The following is a 14,776-nucleotide window of genomic DNA, read 5'->3' on the forward strand; positions in this document are numbered from 1 at the left end:
GGTGGGCAGGCCGGCACCCCTCGTCGGCGCCGGGCGCGTCGCGGGCGCCGCGGCGCTGATCGCCGTACTCACCGTGGCCAGTCGACTGGCCGGGTTCGGGCGTACCGCCGTCTTCACCTGGGTGATGGGGGAAGACAGCGACCTCGGCGGCATGTACGTGGTGGCGAACAGCGTGCCCAACATCGTCTTCGAGATCGTCGCCGGTGGGGCGCTGGCCAGTCTCGTCGTACCGCTGCTGGCCGGCGCGGTCGCGGCCGGTGACCGGGCGACGGTCTCGGCCACCACCGGCGCCCTGCTCACCTGGACGGTCAGCCTGCTCGTCCCGCTCGCCGTCGCGGTGGCACTGCTCGCCGAACCGGTCGTCGGGCTGATCTCGGAGGGGCGCAGCGACACCGAGATCGAGGCCGGGGCGCGAATGCTCCGGGTCTTCGCCCCGCAACTGCCGCTCTACGGGATCGGCATCGTGCTCACCGGCGTGCTCCAGTCGTATCGCAGATTCGCCTGGCCGGTGCTGGCGCCGCTGCTCTCCAGCGTGACCGTGATCGCGGTCTACCTGGCGTTCGCCGCCGTCGAGGGGGTGCACCCGAGCATCGGCGGGGTCGGCCGGGGCGGCGAGCTGATCCTCTCCGCCGGCACCACGCTCGGGGTGGTGGTGCTCTCGCTGTCGCTGCTCGTCCCGGTGCGCCGGCTGCGGCTGCGGCTCCGCCCCGGCTACGCGCTGGCCGCCGGGGCCCGGGGCAGGATCCGTGGCCTCGCGCTGGCCGGTGCGGTGACGGTGCTGGGCCAGCAGGTCGCGCTGGTGGTCAGCCTGCACCAGGTCAGCGGCGGACCGACCGGCGCGCCGGTGGTCTTCAACCTCGCCCAGACGGTGTACCTGCTGCCCTGGGCGGTGCTCGCCGTGCCGCTCGCGATCGCGGCGTACCCGCAGCTGGTCGCCGCGCACAGCGCCGGGGACGAGGCGGAGTACCGGCGTACGCTGGCGCCGACCGCCCGCCGGGTGCTGCTCTTCAGCTGCCTCGGCGCGGCGGCGCTGGCCGGCACCGCCGAGCCGGTGGCCCGGTTCTTCTGGCCGGGCAGCGGCCCTCCGCTCGCCGCCGCCGTCGCCGGCTTCGCGCCGGGCCTGCTCGGGTACGGGCTCTTCGCGGTACTCACCCGGGCCCTCTACGCGCGCGGCGCCACCCGGCCGGCGGCGGTGGCCACCCTCGCCGGCTGGCTCGTCGTGCCGGTCGCCGCGGTGGCGCTGGCCGCCGCCCTGCCGGTCGACTACCGGGTCTTCGCGGTCGGGTTGGCGAACTCGGCCGGCATGCTGGTGCTCGGGCTCCTGCTGGTCCGGGCGGTCCGGCGCAGTGCCGGAGCGGCCGCGCTGACCGGATTCACCAGGTCAGCCCTGGTGGGGCTGCTCGCCGGAACAATCGCGGCGGCGGCCGGCGCGCTGCTGGCGCACCGGTTGCCGGGCCTCGGAAGTGGTACCCCGGCGAGAGTCGACGCCCTCGTGCAGGGCATGCTGTCCGGAGTAGCCGTGGGCGCGGCTTTCGTCGCGGTCGCCTATCCGCTGGACCGGCACGACGTCCGCCCGCTGCTGGCAGCGGCCCGGGCCCGGCTGCGCCGCCTGCTGGCGCAGGCCCCGGGCGAGGACGACGGGAAGGAGCGGGGGGCGCGGTGAGCGAGCAGGTACGGGGGATCCGGTGACCGGGGCTGCCGCCGACCGGGCCGGCTCGGTGCTCCTGGTCCTCGCCTCCAGCACCGGCGGCGTCGGTCAGCACGTCGCCTCGCTCGCCCGCGGGCTGGTCGGTGCCGGACTGGCGGTCACCGTCTGCGGTCCCGCCGCGACGCAGCAGCAGTTCGACTTCACCGCCGCAGGAGCCCGGTTCGTGCCGGTGGAGATTCCGGCCAGTCCCACCCCGGCCGACGTACGGGCGGTCGCCGGGCTGCGCCGGGCGTTCGCCGCCGGGCCGGTCGACGTGGTGCACGCGCACGGGCTGCGGGCCGGCCTGGTGGCGGTGCTCGCCCGCCCGGCCGTACCGGTGGTGGTGACCCTGCACAACGCGGTGCTCGCCGGCGGGCTGCGGGGCCGGCTCTCCCGGCTGGCCGAGCGGACCGTGATCCGGCGGGCCCGGGTCGTCCTCGGCGCCTCCGCCGACCTCGTCGCGCGGGCCGGCGCGCTCGGCTCCCGGGACGCCCGGCTCGCCCCGGTCGCCGCCCCGGAACTGCCGCCGCCGCGCCGGAGCCGGCAGGCGGTCCGGGCCGAGTTCGCCGTCGCTCCGGAGCAGCCACTGATCGTCTCGGTCGGCCGGCTGCACCCGCAGAAGCGGTACGACGTGCTGGTGGACGCCGCCGCCCGGTGGCGCGAGCGGAAGCCGGTGCCGGTGGTGGTGATCGCCGGCAGCGGGCCGAGCTATCTGCAACTGGCCGCCCGCATCTCGGCCGCCCGGGCCCCGGTGACCCTGCTCGGGCACCGCACCGACGTGGCCGACCTGCTCGCCGGGGCCGATCTGGCCGTGGTCACCAGCGACTGGGAGGCACGGCAGCTCTTCGCGCAGGAGGCGCTGCGGGCCGGCGTGCCGCTGGTGGCCACCGCCGTGGGCGGCCTGCCCGAGCTGGTCGGCGAGGCGGCCGTGCTGGTGGCGCCGGGTGAGGTGGCGGCGGTGGACGAGGCGGTGCGGGCGTTGCTCGACGACCCCGCCCGCCGGGCCGAGCTGGCCGGACGGGCCATTGCGCAGGCTGCGCGGTGGCCGACCGCGGCGGAGACGACCGCCGCCGTCGCCGCGGTCTACGCCGAACTCGGCGTACCCGGACCGCAGCCGGGCGTACCCGGACCGCAGCCGTCAGCAGACGGACAGGGCAGCCCAAAGACACGAAGCCAGTCACCGCCGCCCGAGCAGCCCGCGTCCGGCCACGCCGCCGGGGACGGCGGTACGGCTCCGGAGACCGGTTCGTCGGCGGGGCGGGGCTGATGCTGCGCCGACTGGTACCCGTCCTGTTGACGGCGGTGATGGTGGCGCTGGGCATCGCCGCGCTCGTCGTCCGGCCGGCCCCGAAAGGGCCGGAGCAGACCGCCGACTACGTGCTGGTGGCGGGCGTACCGGGACTGCGCTGGGACGACGTCGACCCGGCGAACACGCCGACGCTGTGGCGGATGGCCGAGCAGGGTGCCATCGGCTCCCTCGCGGTCCGGTCGGCCCGGCAGCCGACCTGCCCGGTCGACGGCTGGCAGACCCTCGGCGCGGGCAACTTCGCCGCCTGGGACGAGACGGTCGTCGGCCAGACCTGCCCGGACCCGGACATCACCGTCGAGCGGCCGGACGGGATCAGCGCCAACCTGCCCGACCAGCGGGCGACGGTGACCTACAACCAGGAACGGCTGCGCTGGGGCACCATGCCGGGGGCGCTGGCGGAATCGGTCCGCTGCACCGTCGCGGTCGGCCCGGGTGCGGCGGTCGCCGCGGCCCGACCGTTCGGCCGGGTCGACCGGTACGCCGCCGAACTGCCGCCCGACCCGAGCGCGCTGCTCGGCAGCTGCGTACTCGGAATCATCGACCTCGGCACGGTCAGCGGCGACGATCCCGCCCGCCGGGCCGACGCCGCGCGCCGGGCCGACGAGGCCCTGGCCCGGGTCCTGGCGGCCCGCCCCGAGCGGTCCCTGGTGATGGTGGCCGGGGTCGCCGACACCGACCGGACGTCCCGACTGCACGTGGTCGTGGCGGACGGTCCCGGCTGGGGGCGGGGCTGGCTGACCTCGCCCAGCACCGGCCGGGACGGCTACCTGCAGCTTGTCGACCTGGCCCCCACCGCGCTGGCGGCGCTGGGCCGGCCGGCCCCGGAACGGCTCTTCATCGGCCAGCCGGCGGCGGTGGTCGGCGACCGCCCGGCCGATCTGCCGACGGCGATCGCGGCGCCCGCCGACGCCGATCGGGAGGCAGGGGCCCAACAGCGGGTGGCCGGGTGGTTCTTCCTGCTGCTCGCCGGGCTCCAGTGCCTCCTCGCGGTGGCCGTGCTGCCGCTGCTGCGCCGGGCGCGCCGCGACGCCGGCCGGTCCGGGCCCGCCCCGGTACCCCGGCGGGTGGTCGGAACGGTCGAGGTACTGCTCATCGCCGCCGCGCTGGCGATCCCCGCCGCACTCGTGGCGGACATCTTCCCGTGGTGGCGGGGTGAGCACGCCGGGTTCTACTACGGCCTGGTCACCGCGGTGGTGCTGGCGCTGGCCACCGCCGGGGTGCGGCTCGCCCCGGCGTACCAGCGCACCCTCTGGCCGCTGGCCGGGGTGGCCGGGCTGGCCGCGGTCGTCGTCGGCGCGGACGTGGTCACCGGGGCGCGCCTGCAGCTCAACGGGGTGACCGGCTATTCGGCCCTGGAGGGTGGCCGGTACGCCGGCCTCGGTGCCGTCGGTCTCGGCGTCTTCATCGCCGCCATCCTGCTCTCGGCCGGATGGCTGGCGCAGCAGGTCCGCCGGAGCTGGCGGCCGGCCGTCGTGGTGCTGGTCGGCGTGCTCGGGGTGATCGTGGTCGGCAGCCCCTACCTGGGCGCCGACGCCGTCGGCGCCGTCGCGCTGACCGCCGGGGTGAGCATCGCCGCCGTGATCAGCACCGGCGGCTGGCTCACCCTCGGCCGGCTCGCCTGGGCCAGCATCGCGGGCCTGGCGGTCACCGTCGGCTTCGCCATCCTGGACCTGCGGCAGCCGCTTGCCCAGCAGGGCAGCCTCGGCCGGTTCCTCACCGCCGTCGGCGACGGCACCAGCGGGCTGACCGTGCACCGTTCCGGCGCCGCGAACCTCTCCGCCCTGGCCGGGAGCCCGCTCACCGTTCTCGCGCTGGTCGGTGCGGTGCTGGTGTGGTTTGCCCTGCTCCGGCCCTGGGGTGGGCTCAAACGGCTCTTCGGGATCTATCCCGCCATCCGCGCCGGAATGGCCGGAATCGTCGTGGCTGCGCTGATCGCCGGCCTGCTCGGCGGAACGGCCCTCAACGTCGCCGGTGCGGCGGCGGCGTTGACCGTGCCGATGGCGGCCCTGGCCGCGCTGCGGGTACTCGACCACGCCACCGACCGGACCATCCCGGCGGCGTCGTCTCCCGACGAGCCGTCGGCGCCACCGGGGGCCCCGGACCGGTCGGCTGGTGCCGTCACGGTGGCGCCGAGCGGCCCGAGGGTCGAGCAGTCCCGCCGTGCCGCGGAGGAGGCGGGGACCGCCGCGCAAACCGGCCCGGCGCAGCCGTCGGCCGGGGTGTCGGCGGGCTGACCGGCACCGGCTCGCCGGTGGAAACGGATGCCCCCGGCGTCCCGGCCAGGGTTGGTGTTAGCGTGGAATCCCGTGGATCGCGTGGATCACCTCGACTGATCCGACACCGGTTCGCATGACCGCGACAGACGACCACGGGAGCAGGCCTTGGCCCCTTCAGTACGGACGACCAGGCACATTTTCGTCACCGGGGGCGTCGCCTCCTCGCTCGGCAAGGGCCTGACCGCCTCCAGCCTCGGAAACCTCCTCACCGCGCGTGGCCTACGGGTCGTGATGCAGAAGCTCGACCCCTACCTCAACGTCGACCCCGGCACCATGAACCCCTTCCAGCACGGTGAGGTATTCGTCACCGACGACGGGGCCGAGACCGACCTCGACGTCGGGCACTACGAGCGTTTCCTCGACCGCGCCCTCTCCGGCAAGGCGAACGTCACCACCGGCCAGATCTACTCGGAGGTGATCGCGAAGGAGCGCCGGGGCGAGTACCTCGGCGACACCGTGCAGGTGATCCCGCACATCACGAACGAGATCAAGGCCCGGATCCTCGCCATGGGCGACCCCGACGAGGACGGCCGCACCCCGGACGTGGTGATCACCGAGGTCGGCGGCACGGTCGGCGACATCGAGTCGCTGCCGTTTCTGGAGGCGATCCGGCAGGTCCGGCACGATCTCGGCCGGGACAACTGCTTCTACCTGCACGTGTCGCTGGTGCCGTACCTGGCGCCGTCCGGTGAGCTGAAGACCAAGCCCACCCAGCACTCGGTCGCGGCACTGCGCAACATCGGTATCCAGCCGGACGCCATCGTCTGCCGCTCCGACCGGGAGATCCCGGACAAGCTCAAGCACAAGTTGTCGCTCTACTGCGACGTCGACCGGGAGGCGGTGATCGCCGCACCCGACGCGCCGAGCATCTACGACATCCCGAAGGTGCTGCACCGGGAGGGCCTGGACGCCTACGTGGTCCGCCGGCTGGGGCTGTCGTTCCGGGACGTCGACTGGCAGCGCTGGGACGACCTGCTGGAGCGGGTCCACCACCCGCACCACACCGTCCGGGTCGCGCTGGTCGGCAAGTACGTCGACCTGCCCGACGCGTACCTGTCGGTGAGCGAGGCGATCCGGGCGGCCGGGTTCGGCCACCGGGCCCGGGTGGAGCTGCACTGGGTGCCGAGCGACGAGTGCGTCACCGCCTCCGGCGCGGCAGCCGCGCTCGCCGGCGTCGACGGGATCGTCATCCCCGGCGGCTTCGGCGTACGCGGCATCGAGGGCAAGATCGGCGCGGCACGGTACGCCCGGGAGAACGCCATCCCGATCCTCGGGCTCTGCCTCGGGTTGCAGTGCATGACCATCGAGGTGGCCCGGCACCTCGCCGGACTCGACGGCGCCAACTCGCTGGAGTTCGACTCCGAGGCCCGGCATCCGGTGATCGCCACCATGGCCGACCAGGAGGACATCGTCGCCGGTCGGGGCGACATGGGCGGCACCATGCGGCTGGGCGCGTACCCGGCGCGGCTGGTGGAGGGCTCGCTGGTGGCGCAGGCGTACGGCGACACCGAGGTCAGCGAGCGGCACCGGCACCGGTACGAGGTGAACAACGCCTACCGGGACGCGCTGACAAAGGCCGGAATGCACATCTCCGGCACCTCGCCGGAGGGTCGGCTGGTCGAGTTCGTCGAGCTGGACCGGTCGCTGCATCCGTTCTTCGTGGCGACCCAGGCGCATCCGGAGCTGAAGAGCCGGCCGACCCGGCCACATCCGCTCTTCGCCGCGTTCGTCGCCGCCGTCGTCGCCTACTCCTCCGCGGACCAGCTTCCCGTGGAGATGGCCCCGGTGGCCGGCGCGGCACCGGGCGCATCCGGAGCCGGCGGTGCCACCGCCGTGCTCTCCGGGGAGCGCTCCGGGGTGGCGGCGGAACGCTCCGAGTTGGCGGAGTTCACCGAGTCGGAGGAGGTCACCGGGAACAACCGGCAGATCCGGCCGGCAAAGGCGAGCTCCTCCTCGTGACCCGCGATCGGGTCGGGGTGGCGGCAGCGGTGGTAACGGGGGTAGTGGGGGCAGCGGTGGTGGCGGCGTGAACGGTCGGGTGGGCGGGCACGTCTACGAGGTACGGGACCGGCGGGAACAGTTCCGGGGCAGGGTCTTCTCCGTGGTCACCGACCAGGTCACGATGCCGGGCGGCCGGGTCGTCTCCCGGGACTACGTCCGACACGTGGGTGCGGTCGGCGTGCTCGCCCTCGACGAGCGGGGACGGGCGGTGCTGATCCGCCAGTACCGCCACCCGCTGCGCCGGGTGATCTGGGAGCTGCCCGCCGGGCTGACCGATGTCGCCGGGGAGGAGCCGCCGGCCGCGGCGCTGCGGGAGCTGGCCGAGGAGGCGGACCTCGCGGCCGGCCGGCTCGACCTGCTGGTGGACGTGCACACCTCGCCGGGCTATTCCGACGAACTGATCCGGATCTTCCTGGCCCGGCAGCTCTCCGAGGTGGTGCCGGAACAGCGGCACGAGCGGCGTGACGAGGAGGCCGAGTTGGAGGTGATCCGGGTCGACCTGGACGAGGCCGTGTCGATGGTGCTCGCCGGCGAGATCACCAATGTGGCCTGCGTCGCCGGGGTGCTCGCGGCGGCCCGGGCCAGGGACCGCGACTGGGCGGGACTCCGGCCCGCGGACTCGCCCCTGCCCTGACCGCCGCAACGGTCGCTGTCGACGTCCCGCCGCACGGTCGCTGTCGACGTCCCGCCGGTCGGTCGCTGTCGACGTCCCGCCGGTCGGTCGCTGTCGACGTCCCGCCGCACGGTCGCGTCACGGGTGGCGGTCGGTCGTGCGGGTTCGTCGTGAGGTGACTGACATACCGTCAAGGTTGCCGGCTACCCGTTGTCACAATGGCGGCTGCCGGCACGTCGCCCCGGTCCTAGACTTCCGCGGGCGGGACGGTGGACCGTGGCGGCAACGGGGCCGTCGCTCGTCGCGCGGCCGGGGCCGGTACCCGGAGAGAGGTGTCTGGATCGTGAAGGTCGGAATTCCGCGCGAGGTCAAGAACCGCGAGTACCGGGTGGCGATCACCCCGGCCGGGGTGCACGAGTTCGTCCGTGCCGGCCACAAGGTCTTCGTGGAGAGCGGGGCCGGGGCAGGGTCGTCGATCACCGACGCCGAGCTCGCCTCCGCCGGGGCCACGATCCTGGGCGACGCCGACGAGGTGTGGGGCGTCGCCGACCTGGTCCTCAAGGTCAAGGAGCCGGTCGCCGAGGAGTACCACCGGATGCGCGAGGGACAGGTGCTCTTCACCTACCTGCACCTGGCCGCCTCGAAGGGCTGCACCGACGCGCTGCTGGACCGGAAGGTGACCGGGATCGCGTACGAGACCGTCGAGCTGCCCGACCGTTCGCTGCCGCTGCTCGCCCCGATGTCCGAGGTCGCCGGCCGGTTGGCGCCGCAGGTGGGCGCGTACCACCTGATGCGTTCCGGCGGCGGGCGCGGCGTGCTGATGGGCGGCGTCTCCGGGGTCTACGCCGCCAAGACCGTGGTGATCGGAGCCGGGGTCTCCGGCCGGAACGCCGCGGCGATCGCGCTCGGCCTCCAGGCCGAGGTGCTGCTGCTGGACCGGGCGGTCGGCCAGCTCCGCCAGGCCGACGCGATCTACCGGGGTCACATCCAGACGGTGGCGTCGAACACCTACGAGATCGAGCGGGCCGTCGTCGACGCCGACCTCGTGATCGGCGCGGTGCTGGTGCCCGGCGCCAAGGCGCCGACGCTGATCAGCAACGACCTGGTTTCCCGGATGAAGCCGGGCAGCGTGCTGGTGGACATCTCGATCGACCAGGGAGGCTGCTTCGAGGACTCCCGCCCGACCACGCACGACGACCCGGTCTATCCGGTGCACAACTCGCTCTTCTACTGTGTGGCGAACATGCCCGGCGCGGTGCCGCACACCAGCACCTACGCGCTGACCAACGTCACCCTGCCGTACGCGCTGGAACTGGCGAACCACGGCTGGCGGGAGGCGCTGCGCCGCGATCCGGCGCTCGCGCTCGGGCTGAACACGCACGCCGGGCAGGTCACCTACGGCCCGGTCGCCGAGGCGCACGGCATGGCCGCCCGGCCACTGGCGGACGTCCTCGGATGAGTTCCGCTCCGGTCGGTGACGGGCCCGAACCGTCGCCGGCCCTGCGGCGTGTGCTCCGCGGCTACCTCGACCATCTCACGGTCGAGCGCGGGCTGGCGACCAACACGCTCGCGTCGTACCGGCGGGATCTGGAGCGGTATCTCGGATCGCTGGCCGCCGCCGGCGTCGAGGAGCTGGCGGCGGTCGGGCCGGCGGAGATCGCCGACCACGTGGCGCGGCTGCGGGCCGGGCACGACGGCCACCCGCCGCTCGCGGCGGCATCGGCGGCCCGTGCCGCCAGTGCCGTCCGTGGGCTGCACCGGTTCGCCGTCCGGGAGGGCCTGGTCGGCCAGGACGCCAGCCGGGACGTACACCCGCCGGCCCTGCCCCGCCGGCTGCCCCGGGCCCTGGACGTCTCCGAGGTGGAGCGGCTGCTGGAGAAGGCAGGAGCGGCCGGCGCGACCGGACCCGGGGCCGCGCTGGCGCTGCGGGACCGGGCACTGCTGGAATTCCTGTACGGCACCGGCGCGCGGATCTCCGAGGCGGTCGGCGCCGCGATCGACGACCTCGACCTGGTCGACGGCTCGGTGCTGCTGCACGGCAAGGGCGGCCGGAGCCGTCTGGTGCCGGTCGGCGGATACGCCGCCGAGGCGGTGCGGGCCTACCTGGTCCGGGGCCGGCCGGCCCTGGCCGCCGCCGGGCGTGGCGTGCCGGCGGTCTTCCTCAACGCCCGGGGCGGGGCGCTGTCCCGACAGAGCGCCTGGACCATCCTGCGCCGCGCCGCCGGGCGGGCCGGACTGCCGGTGGCGGGGCCGCGCGCGGTCTCCCCACACACCCTGCGCCACTCGTACGCCACCCACCTGCTCGACGGCGGCGCCGACGTGCGGGTGGTGCAGGAACTGCTCGGGCACGCCTCGGTGACCACCACCCAGGTCTACACGTTGGTCACCGTGGAACGGCTCCGGGAGGTGTACGCGACCGCACATCCCCGGGCGCGGGGCTGACCGGGCGATCCCCGGGACGGCATCGGCGGGGTACTGTCGGGCGGCGGACCGATCCCGATCGCGTTCGTGGCGGTCGGCGCGAGGTGTCGGCGCTCGGTCGGCGCCCTGTCGGCGGCTGGTTCGACACGCCGAGACGGTGCCCACTACGGTGCTGCGACGTGGCGTAGAGTCGGGATCTGGCGCGGCCTCGTGAGGCGGCAATCGAGGTTCGCGGCGGCGCCGCACAGGACACCGTTCGGCTCCGACGCCGGGCAGTCGTCGGGAGGGGGCGTACGAGGACATGGCTGGAAACGGCGATCGCGCCGAGGCGTGGACCTCGACCCTGCGCGAGCAGCAGTCCGCCCTGGATCTCGGCGCCGAGCTGGGTCCGGCCGACCCGGCCGCGTACACGATGCGCAAGCCGATCCCCGAGCCGATGCCGACCGACCAGCACGGTCCGGCCCGGATCATTGCGATGGCCAACCAGAAGGGCGGGGTGGGCAAGACCACCACGACCATCAACCTCGGTGCCGCCCTGGCCGAGTACGGCCGGCGCGTGCTGCTTGTCGACTTCGACCCGCAGGGGGCGCTCTCGGTCGGCCTCGGCGTCAACCCGCACAACCTCGATCTCTCCGTCTACAACCTGCTGATGCAGGACGACGTCACCGCCGAGGACGTGCTGATCAAGACGGATGTCGCCGGACTGCACCTGCTGCCGGCCAACATCGACCTCTCGGCCGCCGAGATCCAACTGGTCAACGAGGTCGCCCGGGAGATGGCGCTGGCCCGGGTGCTCAAGTCGATCCGCAAGGAATACGACTTCGTCCTGATCGACTGCCAGCCGTCGCTCGGGCTGCTCGCCATCAACGCCCTCACCGTGGCGGACGGCGTGCTCATCCCGCTGGAGTGCGAGTTCTTCAGCCTCCGCGGCGTGGCCCTGCTGCTGGACACCATCGACAAGGTCCGCGAGCGGCTCAACTTCGACCTGGAGTTGGAAGGCATCCTCGCCACCATGTACGACAGCCGCACCACGCACTGCCGGCAGGTGCTCCAGCGGGTGGTGGAGGCCTTCGGCGACAAGGTCTACCAGACGGTGATCACCAAGACGGTGAAGTTCCCCGAGTCGACGGTCGCGGGCGCGCCGATCACAACGCTGGATCCGGCCTCCTCCGGAGCCCGCAACTACCGGCAGTTGGCTCGGGAAGTGATCGCCGCGCAGGCCGAGCGGTAGCGCCGGTGGGCGGTTCCGGCCGGCCGGCGCCGGCCGGTGTTCCCTGTCGGCTCCCGGGCCCCGGTCGGTGCCCGCGGTGTCGAGGATCATCAGGTGAGTGACGGTACCGGGGCGGCGCTGGTGGCCGGCGGTTCGGAGCCGGTGGACTACGGTCGTCGGGTGAACTCCGCGCCAGCCTCCCCGGCCACGCCCGACCCGCCACCGGTCGCGCAGCCACCTGTCGCGCAGTCATCGGATGGGGTGCCGGCCGCCGTACCGGAGGTTCGGCAGGTGGCGGAGACCCGGCGGGTAGCGGAGATCCGGGAGGCACCGGAGGCCGAGGGGGTGCCGGTCGTCGGCGACGACGAGCCTGCGGCGCCAGGCGAGCCGGCCGGTGGGACCGGGACCGACGACGCCGAGGCGGAGGCGGCCGGCGGATTCACCGTACGGCTGGCGAACTTCACCGGTCCGTTCGACCTGCTCCTCCAGCTCATCGGCAAGCACAAGCTCGACGTGACCGAGGTCGCGCTGCACCGGGTCACCGACGAGTTCATCGCCTACATCCGGGCGATGGGGGACGACTGGGACCTGGACGAGGCGAGCGAGTTCCTCGTCGTCGCCGCGACCCTGCTGGACCTCAAGGCCGCCCGGCTGCTGCCGGCCGCCCAGGTCGAGGACGAGGAGGACCTGGCCCTGCTGGAGGCCCGGGACCTGCTCTTCGCGCGGTTGTTGCAGTACAAGGCCTTCAAGGAGGCCGCCGCGCACATCGCCGAGCTGGAGTCGGTCGGTTCCCGCCGCTACCCGCGGGCGGTCACCCTGGAGCCACGGTACGCCGAGGCGCTGCCGGACCTGGTGCTCGGGATCGGACCGGACCGGCTCGCCGCGCTGGCGGTGAAGGCGATGACCCCGAAGAAGCCGCCGGTGGTCTCCATCGACCACGTGCACATGGTCCGGGTGAGTGTCCGGGAACACGCCGCCCTGCTGCGGGACCGGCTCCGTCGGGCCGGTATCGCGACCTTTCGAGTGCTCTGCGCGGATTGCGAATCCACGCTTGAAGTTGTCGCCCGGTTCCTGGCCCTGCTGGAGCTGTATCGGGAGGGTCTGGTCGGGTTCGCCCAGGTGGAGGCGCTCGGCGAACTGACCGTACGGTGGACCGGCCCCGACGACGGCGGCGCCGACCTCGACATCGACGAGTACGCGGGCGCGCCCGCACCACCGGACCGGCCGGCCGGTGCGGATCAACCGCCGGAACCGCTGGTGCCGGCGGGCACGGCGGAGGGGGGCGGGACCGCCCCGGACGGGCCGGCGAGCGGCGACGAGCGGGACGAGACGCAGGAGGAGACGCGGTGACCGGCGAAGAGCAGCCCGACTCCCTGGCCGAGCAGGCAGCGGCCTGGGTGCCGCCGTGGGAGCGGCCGGCCGCGATCCGGCCGCCCCAGCCCTGCGCCGAGCCCGCCGACCCGCCGACCGACCCCGCGGACGTCTCCGACGGAGTTGAGGATTCGTCGGCGCCGATCGAGGTGGTTCCTGAGGTCAAGCTGGTTTCTGAGGTCGGGGTGGTTCCTGAGATCGCGGTGGTTCCTGAGATCGCGGTGGTTCCTGAGGTCGGGGTGCCGGCTGCGGATCGGACGGGATGGGAGCCCGGCGCCGGAGAACGTGGTGCCCAGCCGGGTGAGGCGGTGGACGTACCCGGTGATGCCGGTCCGGAGCCGGAGGGTGCGCCGGCGGCGGCGCTGGCGCCCGGCGGGTCTGACCGGCAGGGCACGGCGCTGGCGCCCGGCGGGTCTGACCGGCAGGGTACGGCGCTGGCACTGATCGACGACGCCGAGCTGCGCGGAGCGTTGGAGGCGATCCTGCTGGTGGTGGACGAGCCGGTCACCGAGACCGTGCTGGCGCAGGTGTTGGAGCAGCCGACCGGGCGGGTGGCGGCCGCCCTGGCAGAGCTGGCAGCCGGCTACACCTCGGCCGGGCACGGCTTCGAGCTGCGGAGGGCGGCTGGCGGCTGGCGGCTCTACACCCGCCCGGAATACGCCGCCTACGTCGAGCGGTTCGTGTTGGACGGGCAGTCCGTCCGGCTGACCCAGGCGGCACTGGAGACCCTCGCCGTGGTCGCCTACAAGCAGCCGGTGACCCGGTCCAGGATCTCGGCGATCCGGGGTGTCAACTGTGACGGGGTGATCCGTACCCTGGTCTCCCGTGGCCTGATCGAGGAGTGCGGCACCGAGCCGGAGAGCGGAGCCTTCCTCTACCGGACGACAACGCTGTTCCTGGAGAAGCTGGGGCTGGACACCGTCGCCCAGCTCCCGTCACTGGCCCCGTTCCTGCCCGACGACGTGGAAGAGATTGCCGATGCCCCACGATGACAGCTCCGGTGCCCCCGGCGTCGAGCGCCTGCAGAAGGTGCTCGCCGCGGCCGGCGTCGGTTCCCGGCGCGCCTGCGAGGATCTGATCTTTCGGCGCCGGGTCACCGTGGACGGCCGGGTCGCCCAGCTCGGTGACAAGGTCGACCCGGCCACCGCCGTCATCTACGTCGACGGGGAGCGGCTGGTCACCGACACCCGGCTGGTCTACCTGGCGATGAACAAGCCGCGCGGCGTGGTGTCGACGATGGCGGACGAGAAGGGCCGCACGGCGCTGGCGGATTTCCTCGGCCGGGTGGAGGAGCGGGTCTACCACGTCGGCCGGCTCGACGCCGACAGCGAGGGCCTGCTGCTGCTGACCAACGACGGCACGCTGGCGCACCGGTTGATGCACCCGTCGTACGGGGTGCCGAAGACCTACCTGTGCGAGGTGGCGGGCCCGCTCCGTCGCGACGCTGGACGGCGGTTGAAGGCCGGCGTCGAGCTGTCGGACGGCCTGGCCCGGGTGGACGAGTTCCGTCTGGTGGACACGTTGGGACGGACCGCGCAGGTCGAACTGACCCTGCACGAAGGGCGCAAACACATCGTGCGGCGGCTGCTGGAGGAGGTCGGGCATCCGGTCTCCCGGCTCATCCGTACCGCCATCGGGCCGATCCGGCTCGGGGACCTGCGGCCCGGTCGCAACCGTCGGCTGACGAACGCCGAGATCGCCGCGCTCTTCAAAGCGGTCGAGGGCTGACCACGCTGCCGCACGCTCCAGGCCGGGTCGAGGCCGGCGTCCGCCGGATGTCGCTGGGCCGGACGCGAACGCGGTCGGGTGCTGCTGCGCCCGCGGGCGGGTGCTGCTGTGCCCGCGGGCGCGGTTGCGTCGCGAGGCGGTTGCGTCGCGAGGCGGTTGC

10 protein-coding genes and 1 pseudogene are annotated in these 14,776 nt (G+C 73.9%); all 11 read left to right on the forward strand.

Annotated features, from left to right (window positions below; all coding sequences use genetic code 11):
- The first annotated feature begins 1 nt into the window (after position 1).
- The 11 genes and pseudogenes from murJ to ACN28C_RS17885 all read left to right on the forward strand — a co-directional run bounded on the left by murJ (position 2) and on the right by ACN28C_RS17885 (position 14,616).
- The gene (gene murJ / locus ACN28C_RS17835; RefSeq protein ID WP_422768670.1) at positions 2-1,663 is read left to right on the forward strand and encodes a murein biosynthesis integral membrane protein MurJ; all 1,662 of its coding nucleotides are present in this window, start codon (positions 2-4) and stop codon (positions 1,661-1,663) included.
- 22 nt (positions 1,664-1,685) lie between these two features.
- Entirely contained in the window at positions 1,686-2,954 is a 1,269-nt protein-coding gene (locus tag ACN28C_RS17840; RefSeq protein WP_422768671.1) for a glycosyltransferase family 4 protein, read from the forward strand.
- Positions 2,954-5,230 (forward strand): hypothetical protein, encoded by a 2,277-nt coding sequence (locus tag ACN28C_RS17845; protein ID WP_422768672.1) that lies wholly within the window; start codon positions 2,954-2,956, stop codon positions 5,228-5,230. Before ACN28C_RS17840 ends, ACN28C_RS17845 begins: the two co-directional genes overlap by 1 nt.
- 147 nt (positions 5,231-5,377) lie before the next feature.
- Positions 5,378-7,090, forward strand: a pseudogene (locus ACN28C_RS17850) (CTP synthase); the annotation flags it as partial.
- A 208-nt stretch (positions 7,091-7,298) separates the two neighbouring features.
- Entirely contained in the window at positions 7,299-7,907 is a 609-nt protein-coding gene (locus ACN28C_RS17855; RefSeq protein ID WP_422768673.1) for an NUDIX domain-containing protein, read from the forward strand.
- Between the two features lie 322 nt (positions 7,908-8,229).
- A complete protein-coding gene (ald, locus tag ACN28C_RS17860) occupies positions 8,230-9,345 on the forward strand; it encodes an alanine dehydrogenase (protein WP_422768674.1) in 1,116 nt (371 codons plus the stop codon).
- Positions 9,342-10,328, forward strand: coding sequence for a site-specific tyrosine recombinase XerD (locus ACN28C_RS17865; RefSeq protein ID WP_422768675.1), 987 nt, complete (start codon positions 9,342-9,344; stop codon positions 10,326-10,328). Before ald ends, ACN28C_RS17865 begins: the two co-directional genes overlap by 4 nt.
- 280 nt (positions 10,329-10,608) lie before the next feature.
- Positions 10,609-11,538 (forward strand): ParA family protein, encoded by a 930-nt coding sequence (locus tag ACN28C_RS17870; RefSeq protein ID WP_421493776.1) that lies wholly within the window; start codon positions 10,609-10,611, stop codon positions 11,536-11,538.
- A gap of 324 nt (positions 11,539-11,862) precedes the next feature.
- Positions 11,863-12,867, forward strand: a complete 1,005-nt coding sequence (locus tag ACN28C_RS17875; RefSeq protein WP_422774726.1) for a segregation and condensation protein A — start codon at positions 11,863-11,865, stop codon at positions 12,865-12,867.
- Positions 12,864-13,880: an SMC-Scp complex subunit ScpB gene (gene scpB, locus ACN28C_RS17880; RefSeq protein ID WP_422768676.1), complete on the forward strand. Its 1,017-nt coding sequence runs from the start codon at positions 12,864-12,866 to the stop codon at positions 13,878-13,880. Before ACN28C_RS17875 ends, scpB begins: the two co-directional genes overlap by 4 nt.
- Positions 13,867-14,616 carry a pseudouridine synthase gene (locus tag ACN28C_RS17885; RefSeq protein WP_422768677.1) on the forward strand — a complete coding sequence of 250 codons (750 nt, stop codon included), beginning with the start codon at positions 13,867-13,869 and terminating at the stop codon, positions 14,614-14,616. The genes scpB and ACN28C_RS17885 overlap by 14 nt, the downstream gene beginning before the upstream one ends.
- Positions 14,617-14,776: the final 160 nt, after the last annotated feature.

The sequence above is a fragment of the Plantactinospora sp. WMMC1484 genome (genome assembly GCF_049315195.1).
In the GTDB taxonomy this organism is placed as follows: domain Bacteria; phylum Actinomycetota; class Actinomycetes; order Mycobacteriales; family Micromonosporaceae; genus Plantactinospora.

Excerpts from the sequence above, each read along its gene's own strand:
- ACN28C_RS17845 (WP_422768672.1), top strand. The coding sequence starts at position 2,954 with ATGCTGCGCCGACTGGTACCCGTCCTGTTGACGGCGGTGATGGTGGCG.
- ACN28C_RS17865 (WP_422768675.1), top strand. The coding sequence starts at position 9,342 with ATGAGTTCCGCTCCGGTCGGTGACGGGCCCGAACCGTCGCCGGCCCTG.
- ACN28C_RS17870 (WP_421493776.1), top strand. The coding sequence starts at position 10,609 with ATGGCTGGAAACGGCGATCGCGCCGAGGCGTGGACCTCGACCCTGCGC.
- ACN28C_RS17885 (WP_422768677.1), top strand. The coding sequence starts at position 13,867 with ATGCCCCACGATGACAGCTCCGGTGCCCCCGGCGTCGAGCGCCTGCAG.